This is a genomic window from Deltaproteobacteria bacterium (genome assembly GCA_019309545.1).
GTDB lineage: Bacteria > Desulfobacterota > Desulfobaccia > Desulfobaccales > Desulfobaccaceae > Desulfobacca_B.
The window spans coordinates 1-20,387 of sequence record JAFDGA010000019.1 but is presented as its reverse complement, the minus strand read 5'-3'; the positions used below and the strand labels follow the sequence as shown (position 1 = coordinate 20,387).

General features: G+C 55.9%; 19 protein-coding genes. 10 read left to right on the top strand and 9 right to left on the bottom strand.

Going from position 1 to position 20,387, the window contains the following annotated elements:
• The first annotated feature begins 168 nt into the window (after positions 1-168).
• Positions 169-1,737 carry a hydantoinase B/oxoprolinase family protein gene (locus tag JRG72_07455; protein MBW2135051.1) on the top strand — a complete coding sequence of 523 codons (1,569 nt, stop codon included), beginning with the start codon at positions 169-171 and terminating at the stop codon, positions 1,735-1,737.
• A 26-nt stretch (positions 1,738-1,763) separates the two neighbouring features.
• Here JRG72_07455 and JRG72_07450 read toward each other — a convergent pair whose 3' ends face one another.
• Positions 1,764-3,110 carry a serine dehydratase subunit alpha family protein gene (locus JRG72_07450; GenBank protein ID MBW2135050.1) on the bottom strand — a complete coding sequence of 449 codons (1,347 nt, stop codon included), beginning with the start codon at positions 3,108-3,110 and terminating at the stop codon, positions 1,764-1,766.
• 434 nt (positions 3,111-3,544) lie between these two features.
• Here JRG72_07450 and JRG72_07445 point away from each other — a divergent pair, with 434 nt between their 5' ends.
• A complete protein-coding gene (locus tag JRG72_07445; protein ID MBW2135049.1) occupies positions 3,545-4,231 on the top strand; it encodes a DUF1847 domain-containing protein in 687 nt (228 codons plus the stop codon).
• A 53-nt stretch (positions 4,232-4,284) separates the two neighbouring features.
• On the opposite strand, the gene JRG72_07440 is transcribed toward JRG72_07445, so the two are convergent.
• The 8 genes from JRG72_07440 to miaB form a co-directional block, all read right to left on the bottom strand.
• Positions 4,285-5,034 carry an AAA family ATPase gene (locus tag JRG72_07440; protein ID MBW2135048.1) on the bottom strand — a complete coding sequence of 250 codons (750 nt, stop codon included), beginning with the start codon at positions 5,032-5,034 and terminating at the stop codon, positions 4,285-4,287.
• Positions 5,035-5,216: 182 nt separating this feature from the next.
• Entirely contained in the window at positions 5,217-6,179 is a 963-nt protein-coding gene (locus tag JRG72_07435) for an ATP-binding cassette domain-containing protein (GenBank protein ID MBW2135047.1), read from the bottom strand.
• Between the two features lie 222 nt (positions 6,180-6,401).
• Entirely contained in the window at positions 6,402-7,322 is a 921-nt protein-coding gene (locus JRG72_07430) for an ABC transporter ATP-binding protein (GenBank protein ID MBW2135046.1), read from the bottom strand.
• A 47-nt stretch (positions 7,323-7,369) separates the two neighbouring features.
• A complete protein-coding gene (locus JRG72_07425; GenBank protein ID MBW2135045.1) occupies positions 7,370-8,764 on the bottom strand; it encodes a PAS domain S-box protein in 1,395 nt (464 codons plus the stop codon).
• A 394-nt stretch (positions 8,765-9,158) separates the two neighbouring features.
• Positions 9,159-9,539, bottom strand: coding sequence for a RidA family protein (locus JRG72_07420; protein ID MBW2135044.1), 381 nt, complete (start codon positions 9,537-9,539; stop codon positions 9,159-9,161).
• A gap of 119 nt (positions 9,540-9,658) precedes the next feature.
• Positions 9,659-10,315: a histidinol phosphate phosphatase domain-containing protein gene (locus tag JRG72_07415; GenBank protein MBW2135043.1), complete on the bottom strand. Its 657-nt coding sequence runs from the start codon at positions 10,313-10,315 to the stop codon at positions 9,659-9,661.
• 9 nt (positions 10,316-10,324) lie between these two features.
• Positions 10,325-10,822, bottom strand: a complete 498-nt coding sequence (locus tag JRG72_07410; GenBank protein ID MBW2135042.1) for a bifunctional nuclease family protein — start codon at positions 10,820-10,822, stop codon at positions 10,325-10,327.
• Positions 10,823-10,862: 40 nt separating this feature from the next.
• A complete protein-coding gene (miaB, locus tag JRG72_07405; protein ID MBW2135041.1) occupies positions 10,863-12,197 on the bottom strand; it encodes a tRNA (N6-isopentenyl adenosine(37)-C2)-methylthiotransferase MiaB in 1,335 nt (444 codons plus the stop codon).
• A 276-nt stretch (positions 12,198-12,473) separates the two neighbouring features.
• On the opposite strand from miaB, the gene JRG72_07400 reads away from it, so the two are divergent.
• From JRG72_07400 to alaS, 8 genes are all read left to right on the top strand, one after another.
• Positions 12,474-13,163: a rhomboid family intramembrane serine protease gene (locus JRG72_07400; protein ID MBW2135040.1), complete on the top strand. Its 690-nt coding sequence runs from the start codon at positions 12,474-12,476 to the stop codon at positions 13,161-13,163.
• A gap of 112 nt (positions 13,164-13,275) precedes the next feature.
• On the top strand, positions 13,276-14,058 hold the full coding sequence (locus JRG72_07395; GenBank protein MBW2135039.1) for an inositol monophosphatase: 783 nt from the start codon (positions 13,276-13,278) through the stop codon (positions 14,056-14,058).
• Between the two features lie 160 nt (positions 14,059-14,218).
• Positions 14,219-14,671 carry a phosphatidylglycerophosphatase A gene (locus JRG72_07390; protein ID MBW2135038.1) on the top strand — a complete coding sequence of 151 codons (453 nt, stop codon included), beginning with the start codon at positions 14,219-14,221 and terminating at the stop codon, positions 14,669-14,671.
• A gap of 13 nt (positions 14,672-14,684) precedes the next feature.
• Positions 14,685-15,941: a competence/damage-inducible protein A gene (locus tag JRG72_07385; protein MBW2135037.1), complete on the top strand. Its 1,257-nt coding sequence runs from the start codon at positions 14,685-14,687 to the stop codon at positions 15,939-15,941.
• On the top strand, positions 15,916-16,212 hold the full coding sequence (gene thpR, locus JRG72_07380; GenBank protein MBW2135036.1) for an RNA 2',3'-cyclic phosphodiesterase: 297 nt from the start codon (positions 15,916-15,918) through the stop codon (positions 16,210-16,212). Before JRG72_07385 ends, thpR begins: the two co-directional genes overlap by 26 nt.
• Complete coding sequence (locus tag JRG72_07375; protein MBW2135035.1) at positions 16,130-16,477, top strand: hypothetical protein; 348 nt, start codon at positions 16,130-16,132, stop codon at positions 16,475-16,477. The genes thpR and JRG72_07375 overlap by 83 nt, the downstream gene beginning before the upstream one ends.
• A gap of 179 nt (positions 16,478-16,656) precedes the next feature.
• Entirely contained in the window at positions 16,657-17,676 is a 1,020-nt protein-coding gene (gene recA / locus JRG72_07370) for a recombinase RecA (GenBank protein ID MBW2135034.1), read from the top strand.
• Positions 17,673-20,312, top strand: a complete 2,640-nt coding sequence (gene alaS, locus JRG72_07365) for an alanine--tRNA ligase (protein ID MBW2135033.1) — start codon at positions 17,673-17,675, stop codon at positions 20,310-20,312. Before recA ends, alaS begins: the two co-directional genes overlap by 4 nt.
• Positions 20,313-20,387: the final 75 nt, after the last annotated feature.

Sequence of the window (20,387 nt, the reverse complement as noted above, 5' to 3'; positions counted from 1 at the left end):
TTGACAGGTTTTAATTCATCGCGCATTATTCCAGGTTATAATATTATTCGGAGCATGTAACCGGTAATTTGAGGGAAGGGCGGGGGGGACCGCTGGCCCCCTTTCCCAAGGTTAGTAATGGCCCTGATTCAGTTATTTTATTGGGGTCAAGGTTGATAGATCAATATTATGTCCATCGCTCTGGAATTAACGGTTTTCAACAAACTTTTTGCCGCCGTGGCGGAGGAGATGGGGATCGTTCTGCGGCGCAGCGCCTTTTCTCCCAATATCAAGGAACGTCGGGACTATTCTTGTGCAGTATTTACCGCTCAGGGCGAGCTTTTGGCCCAAGCCGCGCATATTCCGGTGCATTTAGGCGCCTTGCCCCTGACCATGTCGCTGATTTTGACCGAGTATCCCCCATTGGAACCCGGGGATGTGTTGCTGCTCAATGATCCTTATCTGGGCGGGACCCACCTGCCCGACCTCACCCTGATCACTCCACATTATCTGGAGGGCGGCCAGGGTCCGGCATTCTACCTGATTAACCGGGCCCATCATGCCGATGTCGGAGGCCTGACTCCGGGTTCCATGCCCCTGGCGGATGATATTCGTCAGGAAGGGGTTATCATCCCCCCTTCCCGGCTATACCGCCGGGGTCAACTGGAACAAGATTTTTGGGACGGTCTGCTGGCCCGGATGCGGGTGCCCGAGGAACGTCAGGGCGATCTAACCGCCCAGCTGGCGGCCTTACATCGCGGTCAACAGCGGCTCAGCGCCCTGGTGGAGCGCTATGGGTTGGCCAAGTTAAACGAGATGAGCCAGGCCCTGCTGAAGTACTCGGAGCAGGCCATGCGGGCCTTAATTCAGACCATCCCGGCAGGCTGCTATGAGTTTAGCGATTATCTGGATGACGACGGCTATGGCCACTCGGATGTGCCCCTGACAGTGAGGCTAACCGTTCAGGGGGATGCCGTGCTCCTGGATTTCCGGGAATCGGCCGACCAGGTCCGAGGCGGCCTCAATACAGTGCCGGCGGTGGTGGAAGCCGCATGTTATTATGTATTTTTATCATTGCTGCCCGAGGCCTATCCCATCAACCAGGGCTGTTTCCGACCCATCGCCATCCTGACCCGGCCGGGCAGCATTTTGGATGCCAAGTTCCCGGCGGCAGTGGCGGCGGGCAATGTTGAGACTTCGCAGCGCTTGGTGGACGTAGTGCTGGGGGCTCTGGCCCAGGCGCTGCCCCAGGTCATTCCCGCAGCCAGCCAGGGGACCATGAATAACCTGGCGTTTGGGGGCTGGTGGCCCGAGAACGGCCAGGAATTTACCTATTATGAAACGATCGGCGGTGGTATGGGGGGCAGCCCCAGCCATGCGGGATTGGATGGCGTCCATACCCACATGACCAATACCCGGAATACCCCGGTCGAGGTAATAGAGCAACATTATCCGGTTCTGGTGGAACGCTATGCCTTGCGAGAGGGCTCAGGAGGCGACGGTCAGCATCGGGGAGGCCAGGGCCTGTGTCGCGATTTCCAATTTCTCATGGAAGTTACCGTCAGCCTGCTCACCGAACGCCGGCAGAACGCTCCTTATGGCCTAAATGGCGGCCACCCCGGCCAGAAGGGGGAAAATGTGTTGCTCACCCTGGAGGGAGAGCAACGCCTGCCGGGTAAAATTAACCTGAGCCTAGCCCAGGGGACCCGCCTGTCAATCCGGACGCCCGGCGGCGGCGGTTGGGGAAACCGACGCTGAAGTCAGCCCTGGTCCTTTTAGAAATTTCAAGAGCAGCCAGACTTACAGGATCGGGCCAGCATGATGTCTAAAAGGGCGGCATCCATGGGGGATAGGCCTTCGTGGCAGAGTTTGCCCAGATGGCGCACGGTGTCTTCGGGGTGCTGGCCGATGAACCCGTCATACGGTTTGACCACCGTCCCCTGGAGAGCCAACAGCGCGTTTTTGACTGCCGCGGACCCGGCTTCTCCGACCTTGAGGGCACAACTGGTTTTGGCCCCGTCACAGATCACGGTAGCCATGGTGACGAGATGATTGGTAATGGCACCGCCGATGTTATCCACCGCGCCGCCCCGGAGATAGGCTATGCCTGCCGCGGCTCCGGCCCCACCGGCGACACTGCTGCCACACAAGGCGCTCAGGCGGCCCACCTGGGCTTTGATATAGCAGGTAACCAGATAGCTTAAAGTTACTGCCTTGAGCAACTGCTGGGGGTCGTAAGGCACAACAAACTCGGCGGCGGCCACTACCGGCAGGCAGGCGGCGAGGCCCTGATTGCCGCTGCCTGCCAGGGTCATGGCTGGCAGCATGACTCCGGCCATCCGGGAGTCGACAGCCGCGGCGGTTAAAATCCCGGCCCAAACTGCCTGATCCTGGCTAATCAGTCCTTGCTGTACCAGACGCTGCTGGGTCTGGCCGACCCCTAGGCCCGGGCCGTGAGCCAGGCCGTAGTCTGCCAGCTTCTGGTTTATCTCAATTCCCTGCTGGATATAGGATAGGTCGTCTGCATCCAGTTCATCCAGCAGGGCCAGCATCTCTCCCAAAGATAGGGAAACAAGCCAGTCTTCCAGTTCAACCAGTCTTTTATCCTGGTCTGTTGCCCGGCTCAGCAAAGGATGGCCTGCCTGGGACTGGCCGTCCAGGGAAAGCGCAGCGATATGGTCGTGTTGGCCGGTAATGACCGCTTCGGCTGTGTGCTCCCTGGCGATAAGCACGGTTTTGACAAAAAGTCCGATCTGATCCCGTCTGATAGCGGTAGAAACTTTGCCTTCATCTAAGAGACGTTGGGCCTGGGCCAGTCCGGTGGGGCCAACCCTGGCAAAAACCTGGAGCTTCAGGCCCGGGTCTCCAGCCAGGGCGCCCAGGGCTGCGGCCAGAGCTATACCACTTTGACCGCTCGTAGCCGGGATGACCACCCCGGCCGCGTTTTTGTAAAGTTTGGGGTCCAGGGTAACCTCGATGCCGTCGATTTCCTTACTGGGAAGCAGCGAAGCCGCGGCCGCAGCGCAAAGGCCAATAGCCGCTGGATCGGTACAGCCCAATCCTGGCTCGGTTTCCAGACGCAGCAAAGCGCGGGCCCGATCATGCAATAGATTTTTGATGGCGAGAGTCACCCTATCCTCCCCATTATTAATTCAGGAGTTGGCCAACGATAATCCGGGCCGCCTCGGAGGCAGCGGCCTGCCCCATTCCCAATGGGTAGTTCTTATAGTATATTTCATATTTCACTATTTAAATAATTTTTTAAAAGGATTTTTAGAATTAATATTTGGGGTGGATTTATTATTTCGAGCATTTGAAAGGTTAATCTGAAGGGAGGGCCGCGGGACCGCCGGACCCCCTTCTCCCCCCCAGGGCGGTTTATTCTGACCCCAATTCACTTATTCTATGACCTTAGTAATAGCCACTAACCCCTCCCCTTAAATTTATGAACATTGCCCTTGAAGGCAGTCAATCCGTCTGCTAACTTGGTAAGCTAAAGTTAATCTGCAAATAGTTTTGGCGGTTACTAATCTTTGACTATTTAATGTTGATCGGAGGGCTGAGAATGTCCACTGCCTTGCCTGGTTGCGCTACCTGTCCCTTTCCCTGGACCGAGCGCGCTTGTCATCATGACGGCGGCCGGGGACCGGAAAACTGTCCCATAATCACCTGTGCTGAGCTGGGGACCGATGCCCAGAATGAGTTACAAAATGCAGCAATATTACAGCTGGCGCAGCAATCCTCCATTCAAGAGGCCAGTGGCTATGCTGATCGGGATCTGGGTTATGCCCGGGTGCGGCCCTTAAAGCCGCGCCTTTGGGAGACCCTGGAATTTGCCCGGCGTCTGGATTATCAGAGATTGGGCCTGGTGTTTTGTGTGGGTCTGCGTCGGGAGGCGCGGCTGGTGGCCCAATTTTTGGAGAACCACGGTCTTTCGGTGGTATCAGTGGTCTGCAAAGTGGGACGGGTCCCCAAAACCACCCTGGGATTGCAGGATGCTGATCATATCATCCCGGGAACGGTGGAGACCATGTGCAACCCTATTTTGCAAGCCAAAATCGTAAATGCCTATGAGACCCAATTTAATATTGCACTGGGACTTTGCGTCGGGCATGACTCGCTGTTTTTCAAGTTTGCGCAAGCACCTACCACCGTCTTGGCGGTTAAGGATCGGGTACTAGGACATAATCCCCTGGCGGCGCTCTATAACCTGGATAGCTATTACCGTTATCTCAAAGGCCCTTTGCTTTAAGGGCTTAACCCAATAACTGCACGGTTCTCCAGACCCAGCCGGTCATGGGCGGGCTAGCGGAAAAGCTTCTGAAAAATGCTATAAGCCGCCTGGAGAGCAATGGAATCATTGGGTAGCTCCAAAGTAGGCTTGCCCTGGGAGTCGAATTCGGCAATCAAGGGATCCTCAGGAATAATCCCGGCCAGAGCCAATCCCTGTTTGTCAATTTCTTCTTTGGTCCGAGGGGGCAGGCCATCTCTTACCCGATTTGCTATTACATATGCTTGGCCCACCACGATTTTCAATTGCCTGGTCAGATCATGGAGCCGTTTAGCGGCCTGGATGCTCCGCCAGGAGGGATCAGCAACGATTAGCAGCACATCGACATTGTTGGTGGTCAATCGGCTCAAATGCTCCATCCCGGCCTCGTTGTCCATCACGATATAGGGATAGTTCTTGGCCAGCGCCGCCATATAATGGGCCACCAAGTTATTGGCGGCGCAATAACAGCCCGCTCCTTCGGGTTGCCCCATAGCAATCAGATCAAATCCTTCCGCTTCCTCCAGACATTGGTTGATGCGCATCTCAATCAATTGATCCTTGGTCATACCCACCATATCGGCGCCGCCTTTCATTTCCTCGCGGGCCTCGCCAACGGTATGGCTTACCGTCAGCCCCAGAACCTCATTGAGATTGGAGTTGGCGTCCGCATCTACCGCCAGGATGGGCTGTTTGCCGTGTTCCAGCAGATACCGCAGCACCATTCCGGCTATGGTGGTTTTCCCTGTACCGCCTTTACCAGCCATGGCGATTAGAAAAGACAAGGTTTATCCCTCCTGTAAGCTTTTTCTTCAAATTGCTCCATTATTATAATCATTTTTTTATAAATTGCTTGCCCGGTCTCAAAATTTCTCGGCAGTAGGGTGATTGTTCTTGGCTTGGCCAAAATTTATGTCACAGCCTGATTTTTCAGGCCCGGATCGGACCGCCGACCACCCCCCCATTATCACCGAAAATGGCAGGCCACCCAGTGCCCCGGGGTGGTCTCCCGAAAATCCGGGACGATTTCTCGGCAGCAGGCCTCAGCATAAGGGCAGCGGGGATGAAAAGGACACCCCGAGGGCAGGTGAATGGGACTGGGGGGATCGCCTTGGAGTCGAGGCGGTGGCAGTCGCCGATTTGGATCGGGCACCGGGATGGCGTCCAACAATGCCTCAGTGTAGGGGTGAAGAGGACGGCGGTCAAAGACCTCCCGGGCGGCCAATTCCACCAGCCGGCCCAGATACATCACGGCAATCCGGCTGCTGATATGGCTGATGACACTCAAGTCATGGGAAATAAAAAGGAAAGTCAGGTCAAAGCGGGCCTGCAGTTGGCAGAGCAGGTTTAAGATCTGGGCCTGAATGGAGACATCGAGGGCCGAAACCGGTTCATCGGCAACGATCAGTTGCGGTTTCAGTGCCAAGGCCCGGGCAATGCCGATGCGTTGTCGCTGCCCGCCGCTGAATTCGTGAGGATAGCGTTCCAGTTGCTCCACACTTAGACCGACTTCCCCGATCAACGCTTCCACCCACTCCCGGCGCTGACGCCGGTTGCCTAATTTGTGGATGACAAAAGGCTCTTCCAGGATGCGGCGGATGGTCATCCGGGGGTTTAAGGAGGAATAGGGATCCTGGAAGATGATCTGGGCTTTTTGCCGCAAATGGCGCAATTTGCGGGCCGGCAGGCTCCAGAGATTCTCGCCTGCCAGCCATATCTCGCCCTCGGTCGGGGGCAGAAGCGCCAGAATCAACCGGCCCAGGGTTGATTTGCCGCAGCCCGACTCCCCCACCAGCCCCAGTGTCTCCCCGGCCTGAATATTGAAGCTGACTCCATCGACGGCTTTGAGATAAAGGCGGCCAGTTCCCCAGGGACTGGAGACATTAAAATATTTGCTAAGGTTTCGGGCCTCTACCAGGGTTTTTGCCATATGTCGTTTTTATATAGAATATTTATGCAGATTTCAATATTAACGATCTCCGGCATTGACCGGATGGCGTTTGTTGCGAGGGCTGGCGGGATCATCAGCGTTGAATTAAAGGAATTTGAGCCTTCCCAAACCACTGCAGCCTGGACCTGGATTAAAAAATGAATTGGGGGAGGGGGCCAGGGGTCGCTGACCCCGTCCTAATCTCTCCACCTCTTTCGTAGACTAACCATAAAGCCAGCAGTTGACCCCATGGCCCTCTCCCACCTCTACCCAGGGCGGGGGTTGGCGACAGGTCTCCAGGGCGCGTGGACAGCGCGGCTGAAACGGACAGCCCAGCGGCAGTTCCTGAGGGCTGGGGACTTGGCCGGGGATGGCATAAAGTTTCTTGGAGCGCGGGCCGGTAAAATCCAGTCGCGGTACTGAGGCTAACAGGCCCTGGGTATAAGGATGCCGGGGGTGGGCGAAGAGGGTAGAGGTAGGGGCGGATTCGACGATGATTCCGGCATACATTACTGCCAAGCGGTCGGCGATCTGAGCCACGATGCCCAGGTTATGGGTGATGAGGAGCATGGCCATCTCCAAGTCGGCTTTGAGCCGAGTCATCAAGGCTAGAATCTGGGCCTGGATGGTGACATCGAGGGCGGTGGTGGGCTCATCAGCGATCACCAGTTGCGGCTGGCAGGCCAGCGCCATGGCAATCAAGGCCCGCTGCCTCAGGCCGCCCGAAAGTTCATGGGGATATTCTCTCAGACGCCGGCGGGCATCGGGCATGCCGACCCGGGAAAGGCAATTAGCGGCTTCGTTCCAGGCGGCTTTGCGGCTCAGGCGGAGATGCAGGCGCAAAACCTCGGCAATCTGGTCGCCGATAGTGAGCACCGGGTTAAGGGCGGTCATGGGCTCTTGGAATATCATAGAGATGCGGTTACCCCGCAACTGACGCATCCGGGCAGGGCTGAGGCGCATCAGGTCTTCCCCGCCAAACCGGATTTCCCCTTGCAGATGTCCCACTCCGGCTGGAATCAGGCGTAGAATAGAGAGGGCGGTAACCGTCTTACCGCAGCCCGACTCTCCCACCAGGCCCAGAGTTTCTCCCGGGGCAATGGTAAAACTGACGTCATTGACGGCCGGGACCATCCCCGCCATAGTCCTAAAATGGGTCTTAAGATGGCGGATTTCCAATAGGGTTGGGGTCAACAAGGGTATTTTTCCGGGGCAGGTTTATCCATAGGTAATAGAATAGTGAAGGTGGACCCTTTGCCGGGGATGCTGTTGACCATGATGTCGCCGTTATGAGCCTTGATAATATTCCGACAGATGGACAGTCCCAGCCCCGACCCCTTGGTCTTAGTGGTATAATAGGGAGTAAAAATTTTTTCCACCACCTCCGAAGGCATGCCCTCGCCGGTATCGGTAATGGCAATCTCCAGATAAGGCTCCTCACAGCGGGTGGCCACGGTAAGCTGACCGCCTTGAGGCATGGCTTCGGCCGCGTTTTTTATCAGGTTAATGATGACTTGCTTGATTTGCTGACGGTCAAAGCTAAGAGTTGGAAGTGATTGGGGATATTCCTGGAGCACCTTAATCCCCTGTTCCCTTAGGGTGTCTTCATATAGTTCCAGTACCTCCTGAATGACCTCCTCAATTCGCCCCGCCTCCAGATGGATGGTGGGGGGATGCGAGAAGTCCTTCATTTCAAACATCAGGGATTCCAGGCGCTTCACTTCTTCGGTAATCATGGCCAGTTTATCGCGCGCCTTGTCGTCCAGATTCGGGGCGCGGGCCAGTTGCCGGGCAAAACCGCCGATAACCATCAAAGGGTTTTTGATCTCGTGGACAATATGGCTGACCGTATTGCCTACTGCGGCAAGACGCTCGGATTGACGCAGTTTGGCCTCGATATCCATGCTCTCCGTGATGTCCCGGATAATCCCGGTAAAATAGAGCTTTTCGGCAATCTCTGTCATTGAAAAGGAGATGCTCATGGGGAATTCCTGGCCATTCTTACGTTGGGCGCTGAGACGCACGTGTTTGCCGATGACGCGGGCCTTGCGAGTGGCAATATATCGGCGAACGTATTCTTTGTGCTCTTTTTTGTAAGGCGGCGGAATAATAATTTCCAAATCCTGCCCCAGGGCTTCTTCCCGGGTGAACCCGAAAATCTTTTCCGCCCCTTTATTGTAGCCGACAATTATATGGTCCTCATTAATTGTAACGATGGCATCGGTGGCGCTGTCAATGATTCCTTTCTGGATTTCCCATTGTTGACAGACCTCCTGTAATCGGCTCAAGAGGTTTTGAATTAAGCCGGCGCTTGCCCCGCGGACCAGCTTAGCTGGGTCTATCCCCGCCAGTAGATCATCAACCTCTGAAGATTGGCGCAAATCGATTATCAGGTCAAAACCAGCCGGATCTAGTTTTCCCAGGAGCTCCCGCAGAGAAGCAGGGGCTCCGAGCTGGACCGGGTCAAATAGGGTTAACTGGACAATGGGACAGACTCCAGGACAGACAGCAGGCCACTTTCTTAGCTGCTCGATGGCCTCGCTGCCGCCAATCACCGCCATTTTTATGGAATGCTTGATATCCATTTTATACTCTTAGGGAGAAGCACAATTACTATTATTGACCGATTCACGACCCCGGGTGGACCACAACCGTCCCCTTGCTCCTCCCAATTCCGGAGGAGAATGCTGCCTTAGGCTAATTAATCGGAGCAGTTAAAAGGTAAATTGGCGGGGAGGGCCGGGGGACTGCTGGCCCCTTCTCCCCAGAGCCGTTTTTTTCTAACCTAATTAATAATAATTCTGAATAATATCCGCATTTATTATAAAAAAACAACGGCTAAGCTTCAATAGCAATTATTGAGCGGGGAACAGGCAGGAGTCGGAGGTCTTGTTGGGGACTAAAGGCTGGCCGCTTAGGGGGGCGGGGAGTCAAGTTATCCGTCCCTGGCTATCATACTGGAACATTGAAAAGGCGGGGTTATTTTTTATAGGCGATGGCCTCGATCTCAATAGGTACGCCGCGCGGCAGGCCGGCCACCTGAACCGTCGTTCGGGCCGGACAATTGTCTGGAAAAAATTCGGCATAGACCCGGTTCATTTCAGGAAAATCGCTCATATCGGCCAAAAAAACCGTGGTCTTAACGACATGGGCCAAAGAGAGGCCCGCCGCGGCCAGCACCGCCTTGAGATTTTCCAGCACCTGAATGGTTTGCACGACGATATCACCCCGAACCGGTTTACCATCCTGGTCCAGAGGAATCTGCCCCGAAACAAAGATAAACTCGCCTACTTGGACTGCCTGGCTGTAAGGTCCAATGGACGACGGAGCTTGATCACTGGATATTATCTGTTTTTTCATGGTGTTAAATTCCTTCCCCAAAATTATGATCCCAAAATTTTATTATTAACTTCAAGGGATCGTTTTCACGGGACTTTCTCCCGGTCAGACGGGCTTAGGTAAGCAAGAAAAAGGCAGACTCATAAGCTGTTGGCGGCTCGACGGGCCAAGGCCTCGGCATTGGCCAGCATCTGGTCACATTCGGTCAGACTCAGTCCGGCACCCTGGCCAAGCTGATAAGCCCGCTCCCGGGTGATAAAATCCCGGGGGCCGTGAGAGTCGGTGTTAAGGATTAAACCAGCTCCCATCTCTCGGGCCAGCGCCGCCACGTGGCCATTGGCCAGGGAGTGTCCGGGCCGGGCCGAGAGTTCCAGCAGAACCCCGCGCTGCCGGGCCAATTCAACTTCTTCTCGGCTAATCAGCCCAGGATGGGCCAGGATATCGATGTCAGCTTCCAATGCGGCCCGGTTGGTCCCTGGGGCCACAGGTTCAGCCAGGGTCTCCCCATGAACCACGATTATCGCCGCGCCCAAGGCCCGGGCCTCAGAGACCAGCGGCGCAATTTGGGAAGGTGGTACGTGAGTAAATTCCACGCCGGGAAGCAACACCGTGTTACACACCGGGTTAAGGGCAAGGGCCGCCCTGCGCAGACGTTCCAGTACCAGATCAAAATTGGAGGCATCGGCATGATCAGTAATCGCCACATACCGATAGCCCATGACTTCTACTCGGCGGAGCAATTCGGACGGCAGGAGTTCGCCGTCGCTATAGAGAGAATGAGTATGTAGATCGATCATCCGCCCAGATTACATTTTATATTTGCCAAAATCATCCGGGTCCAGGCTTTCCAAAATCTCCGTCCACTTTTTACCTTCTTCCGAGGTGACTACCTCTTGCCCGCGGAGATCGACCCGACGAGATTTTTGGATCACAATATCTTCTACAAAGATGGGGGCCTTGGTGCGCAGGGCCAGAGCAATGGCGTCGCTGGGTCGGGCGTCAATACTCATCTCTTTATCTTTATTATTCAAATAAATCAGGGCGTAATAGGTGTTGTCCCTGAGGTCGCAGACCTCGATCCGTATTACCTGGACCTCCATCGCATCGATAATAGTCTTCAAGAGGTCATGGGTCATGGGCCGGGAGAACTTAATATTCTCTAGTTCACTGGCGATCGCCGTTGCTTCCAGCAACCCAATCCAGATCGGCACCGCCTTATCAGAATCCACGTCCTTTAAAATCATGATGGGACTGTTGGTAAAGGGGTCGATGGTTAACCCCGAGACAGTAACTTGTCTCAACATGTTACCCTCCTTTTGGGATGCCGGGAGGCAAACTAATAGATTAAGAGTTGCCGGTGCTTTCTACCAGACGACCACCCAGTGAGTGGTGATGTGCCTGTTCGATCTGCACCTTGATTAATCCGCCAATCAACTCTGGAGGACCAGGAAAATTTACCACCTGGTTGCTCCGCAAGCGACCGCTAAGTTGAGTTGAGGATTGCTTACTGCTACCATCTACCAGAACTTCTTTAATCTGACCCACCAGTCGCTGGTGACTGGCCAGCGTCAGTTCTTCCTGTATTTCCTTTAAGCGTGCCAACCGCTCGGCTTTGACTGCTTCCGGAATCTGGTCAGGAAAACTTGCGGCTCGAGTCAGGGGCCGCGGCGAATATTTGAAATAAAAGGCGCTATCAAAAGGAACTTCTTGCATCAGTGACAGAGTATCCTCAAAATCGGCCTCGGTTTCGCCAGGGAAGCCGACGATTAAATCGGTAGTGATGGAGATTTCCGGGCAGACGTGCCGTAACTGCTGGACCCGCTTCAGGTAGTCGTCCCGGTTATAGCCCCGCTTCATCCGGGACAGGATGCGGGAGGAACCGGACTGCACCGGCAGGTGAATATGTTCGCAGAGGGCCGGCAGTTCACCAAAGCAGTGGATCAACTCCTCCGACAGGTCCCGGGGGTGCGAGGTCGTAAAACGCAACCGGGCCAATCCGGGCAGGGCTGCCAGTTGCCGCAGAAGCTGCGGAAAGGATGGCGCTTCCGGGCAGCCGCGGCCATAGGAGTTGACATTCTGCCCCAACAAAGTAACCTCTCGCCCTCCCGCCTCCAGGAAATTCTTGACCTCCTGGACAATTTCACCAGACGGCCGGCTCATTTCCGGTCCTCGCACGTAAGGTACCACGCAATAGGTGCAGAAGTTATTGCAGCCCTGCATGATGGTGACCAGCGTCTTTACCCGGCTGGCGCTCCACTGGGTGCGGGGGTGAATCCGAAAGTGGTCTACAAAGCCGGTATCTACCACCGGTTGCCCGGTATCCTGCACTTGCCGGAGGATCTCCGGCAACCGATAGATGCCGTGGGTCCCAAAGACTAGATCCAAATGGGGGACCCGCTGAAGCAAACGCTCCCCCTCCTGCTGGGCTACGCAGCCCCCTACGCCGATCAACATCTGGGGACGCCGTTGTTTCAGAAACCTGAGACGGCCCAACAGCGAGCGGACCTTTTCCTCGGATTTCCGCCGGATCGAGCAGGTGTTGATCAGGTATAGATCAGCCACTTCCGGCCGCTCGGTCGGGGTATAATCCGGACTCAATACCTGGACCATCAGCTCGGAATCATAGACGTTCATCTGGCAGCCATAGGTCTTGATATATAACCTCTTTTTGGGCTTCACCATGGCTTTAATTAAATAAAATCTGGCCATGGTTGTCAACCCGAAAAGACTGAGGGGGCTGGCCCCTGGACAGCGCCCCTCAGCCTCGGTATAATAGTTTAGATCCATTTCAATTCATATCGCCCCGGCTTTCGGCTGTTAAGGTGTTATTACTCAGGTCATATTAAATGCCTCGATTAATAAGATAACCAACTTCTGGAGAGATATGGAACCCATTGCGGAGAATCATAATCCCGGGCTTTATTGGAGGGCTAAGGCTGTCGGTGGAGGGGAACCTTGATCCCCCTGCGCGGCGTGCCGGCCCGGCGGCAATGGCCGCTGATCACCATCGGGTTGGTTGCCTTTAACCTGGTCATCTTTCTTTATCAACTCTATCTCGGTCCAGAAGCCTCGCTGGAGCTGATATGGAAGGGTGGGGCAATACCCTCTGAGTTGAGTCGGGTTAAGCTGTTCACCTCTAGGCAATCGTTGCTCCTGGTGGCCACCATGTTCAGTTCCTTATTTATTCACGGCGGCTGGGTGCATTTGCTGGGAAATTTACTTATACTCTGGGTATTTGGCGAGGCCCTGGAGGATGATCTGGGCCACTGGCGCTTTTTGGGGTTTTATCTGTTCTGCGGTTTCTTTGCCGGGCTGGTCCACGCCCTGGTGGCCAGCCGACTGACCATCCCGATCATCGGAGCCAGCGGCGCCATTGCCGGGTTGTTGGGGGCTTATCTGGTCCGCTTTCCCCAGGCCCCGGTGCAAACCCTGATCTATCTGGGGGTAAAATTCCGGGTGGTGGAAATTCCCGCCTTTGTCTGGCTAGGGGCCTGGGTCCTCCTGCAATTTTATGGCCTGCGTCAGGGGGGGGCTGTGGCTTGGTTCGCCCACCTGGGCGGTTTTTTAACTGGCCTTTTAGCTATCCCCCTGTTTACCCATGAACCGCTGCCGGCCCGACTAAAGAAGCCGCGCCGGAAAAGGTGATTTTTTATTTTCAGGTTTCGAGTTTGGAGAAAAGGACTTTTAGTTGAGCTGACTTACCTCCTTTTCTTAAGGGGGCACAAATCAAAACTCGAAATTCACATGGAGTTTATATATGCTTGATAAAGTCCAACAGGTCGGGCGCCAGGCAGCGTTGGCGGCGGGGCAGCTTTTACGCCAGAGCTTTTCCCGGCCGAAGCGGATTAGCTACAAGGGAGTCATCGATCCCGTCACCGAAAGCGATCTTAAAAGTCAGGATTTGATTGTGGGGATGATCCTGGATAACTTCCCAGACCATCAGATTTTAGCAGAAGAGCAAGTCGGCCCCAAGACCTCGGCTACCAGGGACGGCAGTTGGTGGATTATTGATCCCCTGGACGGTACCGTGAACTTTGCCCATGGCTTCCCGATGTTTGCCGTGTCGATTGCCTTCGAGCAGGAGGGAATAATACAGTACGGAGTGGTTTATGACCCGTTGCGGGAGGAGCTCTTTGAAGCCCGGGCCGGACAGGGGGCTTGGTTGGGCGGCCAACCGATCCGGGTGTCAGAAATTGGCGACCTGGACAAGGCCTTGCTGGCCACCGGTTTTCCTTACGATGTGCGACAGCGTCTGGACAAGACCCTGGGCCGTTTTGGCCGGTTACTGGCCCGGGCCCAGGGGGTGCGACGGGCCGGGTCGGCTGCTCTTGATCTCTGTTACCTGGCCGCGGGTCGTTTCGATGGGTTCTGGGAGGAAAATTTGAAACCCTGGGACACGGCCGCGGCGGCCTTGGTAGTTGCCGAAGCCGGGGGACAACTTTCCACTTTCAGTGGTGACCGGTTTCAAATAACCTCAGCCAATGTCGTGGCCAGCAATGGCCTGCTGCACTCCCAGATTTTGAAAGAATTGCAGCCCTGAGACAAAAATCAGAGATCAGTTAATGAGGCCCAGGCGGGCATCCGACACATCTACGGGCCTGATCCGGCAAGCTTGACAGTTTTGGCCAATCCATGTATTTTTAAAGTGTTAATTGGGAGATAGGGTTACTGTTAGTGCTATTTTGGCAGGACTGGCGATCTTGAATAAAAAGCTTATTCTGGCGTTGGCCACGGTCGGGGGAGTCGGTTATCTCCCCTTAATGCCGGGGACCTGGGGTTCTCTGGCCGCGGTGCCCTTGTGGTGGGTATTGGGCGGCCTGAAGCCCGTTGACTATGGGGCGCTACTATTCGGGTTGCTGGTTCTGGGCATCTGGGTAACCGGGTCGGCCGAAGTCTATCTGGGCCAGAGTGATGCCTCGCCCATTGTCCTTGATGAAGTGATAGGCTTATTGATTACCCTGGCCGGTCGTCCCCGTCATTGGGGCTGGGTGATGGGGGGCTTCCTGCTGTTCCGCGGCCTGGATATCTGGAAGCCCTTTCCGATTTACCTGATAAACGAGCAAATTAAGGGCGGGGTAGGGATAGTGCTGGATGATGTTCTGGCCGGTATCTATGCCTGGATCGTTCTAACTTTGATCTCGCGGGTTATTTAATAGTTCAATGAGCATGCAAGGAGAGATTATCGCTACCGGCACCGAGTTGATCAGCGGCCGGGTAGCCGATACCAATTCCCGCTACGCCGCTGCCCGCCTCCATGATGCTGGCCTGATAGTGCAGCGCATCACCATCCTGGGAGATGAAGTCCCGCTATTTCAGGAAACCTTGCGTCAGGGGCTGCAGCACTCGCAATTTATTATAATCACCGGGGGTCTGGGACCTACCGAGGATGATATTACTGTGGCGGCCGCGGCAGAAACCCTGAACCTACCTCTACGACTGGATGATTACCTGTTGCGGCGCATCCGGGAATGTCTCAAAGTAAGAGGGCTGCCCTGGGAGGAGCGTTATGCCCGCCTGGCCCTGGTGCCGGAAGGGGCGGTGATTCTGGATCCCGGCGGGGCGGCCTGCGGTTTTTCCTTGAGATATGACCATGCCTGGCTATATTTTTTGCCTGGCGTGCCTGAGCAGATGCAGATGCTGTTTGATGCCTTTGTCTTGCCGCCCTTGCTCAGCCTGGCCTCCGGAGGGCAGTGTGTCTGTCAGCGGACCTTAAAATTATTTGGGCTGACGGAAACGCAATTAGAGGTTCTGTTTGATAAGATCAGCCGGGACAATCCCGAGGTCAGTGTCGGCTTATATCCCAATTTTCCGGAAAATCACCTGTGCCTGACCCTTCGGGGGCCGGAACCCCGCGTATTGGAAGAAACTTTGGATCGGCTAACGGCGGAGCTGGCCCAAGCCGCCGGAGATGCCTTGTTGGGAACCGACGACGTGACCCTGGAGGAATTGGTAGGCCAGAGTCTGCGGGCCCACAATTTTTCCCTGGCCGTGGCTGAATCCTGCAGCGGGGGGCTGATCAGCCATCGGCTGACCAACATCCCGGGGGCCTCCGATTACTTCATGGGCGGCGTGGTAACCTATAGCAATCAGGCCAAGATGGAACTACTCCAGGTCCTTCCGGAAACGCTGGATCAGCATGGGGCGGTGAGCGCGCCAACGGCTCGGGCCATGGCCTTGGGAGCCAGAGAACTTTTCCATACCCCGATTGCTTTGTCCACTACGGGGATCGCTGGGCCTTCGGGCGGCAGCCCGGAAAAGCCGGTCGGCACGGTATATCTGGGACTCGCCCTGCCAGACCGGGTTCAGACCCGGCAATGTCTGTTCCACGGGTCCCGGGAGCAGATCAAGACTCTGACCGCGCAGACCGCCCTGGATTGGCTGCGGCGGGAGTTACAGGATGGTACGCGCCTTTCTGGCCATTGATCTACCTGGCAGCCACCGACAAGGGCTGACCCAAGTTCAGGAACAATTGAAAAAAAGCGCGGCCGATGTGCGCTGGGTGCCGGTGGGCAACATTCATCTGACCCTGAAATTTTTCGGCAACATTAAAGAAACCGAGGTGCCGGTTATTGGAGCCGCAGCTGCTAAGATCGCCCAGCAATCCATGCCTTTTGAGCTGCAGGTGGGAGGGGTCGGAGCCTTTCCCAGCCTTAAAAATCAGCGGTCAGACCGAGATCCTGGCCCAATTATTTAACCGGTTGGAGCAGGCCTTTGCTACTTTAGGGTATCTCCCGGATAATCGCAAATTTAATCCGCATCTGACCCTGGGGCGGGTCCGTTCGCCGCGCGGCCGGGAAAAATTGAGTCTAATCATCCAAGAGTTGATAATGCCGACCTTTCCAGTGTTTCGGGTCAGCGAACTGGTGCTGTTTCGCAGCACTCTAACTCCCCACGGCGCATTTTATACCCCGTTGCAAACCATTCACTTAGGCGGGGAGGACAAGTGTCAAAAATTATGAAATCTAATTATAGTGACGGATCTATTAGACATTATGATATATTATTTAGAACACTTAAGTCAGACTTTAGACAGGAACGCCAGTCCAGCTAAAAATAACCCCCAAAATAGAGGAATGCTACATGACCACTGCATCATCCCCAGATAAATCAAAGGCTTTAGAGCAGGCCCTGGGTCAGATTGAGAAGCGAGCAGGCCCTGGGTCAGATTGAGAAGCAATACGGCCGCGGTTCAATCATGCGGTTAGGGGCAGAGGAAAAAGTGGCCGACATCGGGGTGATTTCTACCGGAGCCTTATCCCTGGACCTGGCCCTGGGCATCGGCGGCATTCCCCGCGGCCGGGTAGTGGAGATCTTTGGCCCGGAGGCTTCGGGCAAGACCACCCTGGCCCTCCATATCATTGCCGAGGCCCAGCGTTACGGAGGTTTGGCCGCCTTTATCGATGCCGAGCATGCTCTGGACCTTAACTATGCCCGGCGTCTGGGAGTTAAGCCTAATGATCTGCTCATTTCCCAGCCTGATACCGGGGAACAGGCCTTGGAAATCGCCGAGATTTTGGTGCGCTCCAATGCTCTGGATGTGGCAGTGATCGACTCGGTGGCGGCCCTGGTGCCCCGCTCCGAAATCGAGGGTGAGATGGGCGACGCCCAGATGGGCTCCCAGGCCCGGCTGATGTCCCAGGCCTTGCGCAAACTTACTGCCGCCATCAGCAAGTCCCAGACTTCAGTGATCTTTATCAACCAGATCCGCATGAAAATCGGCCAACTGTTCGGCAACCCGGAAACCACCACCGGGGGCAATGCCTTGAAATTTTATGCTTCGCAACGCCTGGATATTCGCAAAGGCACTCCCATCAAAGAAGGGCATGACATTATAGGGAACCGCACCCGGGTGCGGGTCGTCAAAAACAAACTGGCGCCGCCGTTTAGGGAGGCTGAATTTGACATGGTCTTTGGCCAGGGCATCTCCAAAGAGGGAGATATTTTGGATCTGGCCACCAACCTGGAGATCATCAAGAAGAGCGGTGCCTGGTATAGTTATGAAGAGGAGCGGATCGGTCAGGGACGCGAGAATGCCAAAATTTACCTGCGAGACCATCCCGACCTGATGGTTCGCCTGGAAGATCAGATCCGGGATATTTACCACCTGGGCCAGAGGCCAACACCCCCGCCCACCTCTGAGACGGAGGAAGCACCGTGACCGGGCAAGAGATCCGCGAAAAATTCCTGGCCTATTTTGAATCCCAGGGCCATACCCGGGTGGCCAGCTCCTCGTTGATTCCAGCTGATGACCCGACGCTCTTGTTTACCAATGCCGGCATGGTACAATTTAAGCGCGTCTTTCTGGGGGAGGAAAGCCGTCCCTACCAGCGGGCTGCCAGTTCGCAGAAATGTGTCCGGGCCGGGGGTAAACATAATGACCTGGAAAACGTCGGCAAAACCGCCCGGCACCACACCTTCTTTGAAATGCTGGGGAATTTCTCGTTTGGAGACTACTTCAAGGAGGGGGCCATTGAAATGGCCTGGGAATTATTGACCCAACATTTTCACCTTGCCGCGGACAAGCTGTGGGCCACGGTCTACTACCAGGATGAGGAAGCCGCCGACCTCTGGCACCGGCTTGTGGGCCTGCCCCGGGATCGGATCGTCGGCTTGGGGGAGAAAGATAATTTTTGGGCCATGGGTGATACCGGACCCTGCGGGCCGTGCTCCGAGGTCATCATCGACCAGGGCGAGGCCATGGCCTGCGGCCCCGACTGCGGTATTGGCCGCTGCGACTGCGACCGCTATCTGGAAATCTGGAACTTGGTTTTCATGCAATTCAACCGAGACGAGCAAGGCCAGCTGACCCCTTTGCCCAAACCCAGCATCGATACCGGCATGGGCTTGGAGCGCCTCAGCGCCGTGGTTCAGGGGGTCACAAGCAATTTCGATACCGACCTGATCCGCCCCATTATTGCTCGGATTGAAGATCTGGCAGGCATCGCTTATGGTCCGGATAGGGCTCGCAATGTCGCCTTCCGGGTGATCGCCGACCACAGTCGGGCCATAACTTTCCTGATCGCTGACGGGGTGCTACCCAGCAACGAGGGCCGGGGCTATGTGCTGCGTCGCATTCTACGCCGGGCGGTGCGCTTTGGCCGCCTCTTGGGTTTTCAGGAACCCTTCCTGGCCCCGGTCGGACATCGAGTGGTAGAACTGATGGGGTCGTATTACCCCGAACTGAACACGGCCCGGCCGTTTATTGATCAAGTGGTAAATAACGAAGAGGAACGCTTTGCCGAAACCCTGGACCACGGCCTCAAACTGCTGACCGAAAACCTGGATATGGTTCGGACTCAGGGCGGTAATATCCTGCCCGGCGAGGTAATTTTTAAGCTTTATGACACTTATGGTTTCCCTCTCGACCTAGTCATGGACGTGGTCCAGGAACAGGGGGTGGAGTTAGACCTGGAGGGTTTCCAGGCGCACATGACCCGCCAGCGGGAGGCCTCCCGCCAGGCCTGGAAAGGCGGCCTGGCTGAAGAAATTCCAGCCATTTACCGGGAGTTGGCCCAGTTGCCCGCCACCCGCTTTGTCGGTTACGGCCTCCTGAGCGTCGAATCCCCGGTGATCGCCCTGATCCGGGGAGAAAGAGCAGTAACCCAGGCCGAGGCCGGCGACAAGGTGGAAATCATTACCGAAATTACGCCGTTTTATGGTGAGTCCGGCGGTCAAGTCGGGGATACCGGGTGGATCACCGGGCCGGGCTTGAAAATCACCGTAACCAATACCCAGAAATTACCCAATGATTTAATCATCCATCAGGGGCAAATTGAGGAGGGCCAGGTCCGGGTCGGCGATCAGGTCCATCTCGAGGTCGATGCCGCCCGGCGCCGGCAGATTGCCCGCCACCATACCGCCACCCACATGTTGCATGCGGTACTTCGCCACCGTCTGGGGGAACACGTCAAGCAGGCCGGGTCGCTGGTCGCCCCGGAGCGCTTCCGCTTTGATTTTACCCACTTTTCCGGCCTGACTCCGGAAGAGCTAGCCCAGATCGAGCTTGATCTTAATCAGCAGGTGCAAGAGGATCTGCCGGTCAGCGTTTCCCTGGTGCCCATGGCTGAGGCGCTGATGAGCGGGGCCATGGCCTTGTTTGAGGAGAAGTATGGGGATACGGTGCGGCTGGTAACCATTCCCGAACTGAGCCAGGAACTCTGCGGCGGCACCCATGTGCACCGCACCGGCGAAGTGGGACTGGTGAAGATCGTCTCGGAATCAAGCGTCGCCGCCGGCATCCGCCGGATTGAGGCGGTCTGTGGGACCGCCGCCCTGGAACTGGTCCAACAAGAGAGCCAGGAACTGCAGGCGGTGGCCCAGCGGCTGAAAGTGGGACGGGGGGAGATCGTCGCCCGCCTCGACAAACTGCTCCACCACCAGAAGGAACTGGAACGCCAGATCGAAGCCTTGCAAGGCAAACTGGCCGCGGCCCGCACCAGCGACCTGCTGGATCAGGTCCGCCCGGTGGACGGCATCCCGGTCCTGGCCCTGGAGGTGGAAGTGAGCGACCCCAAGGGCTTGCGGGATTACGCTGATAAGCTCAGGGACCGCCTGAAAAGCGGCATCATTGTGCTGGGCAGCCAGGCCGCGGACAAGGCCATGCTGATCGCGGTGGTCACCAAAGATCTAACCAAGCGTTTCCGGGCCGACCAGATCATCAAGGAACTGGCCATGGTGGTCGGCGGCAGCGGCGGCGGCCGCCCCGATATGGCCCAGGCCGGCGGTCCCGACAAGCATATGGTCCCCGCCGCCCTGGAAAAGGCCTACGACATCATCGCCCGGCAGGGGCGTTGAGGCTGAGTTTGGGATATGGGGCTAGGGGTCTGTCAACCCTGCTCCATTATTCGTCATAATCGTTTCCAAATTGCA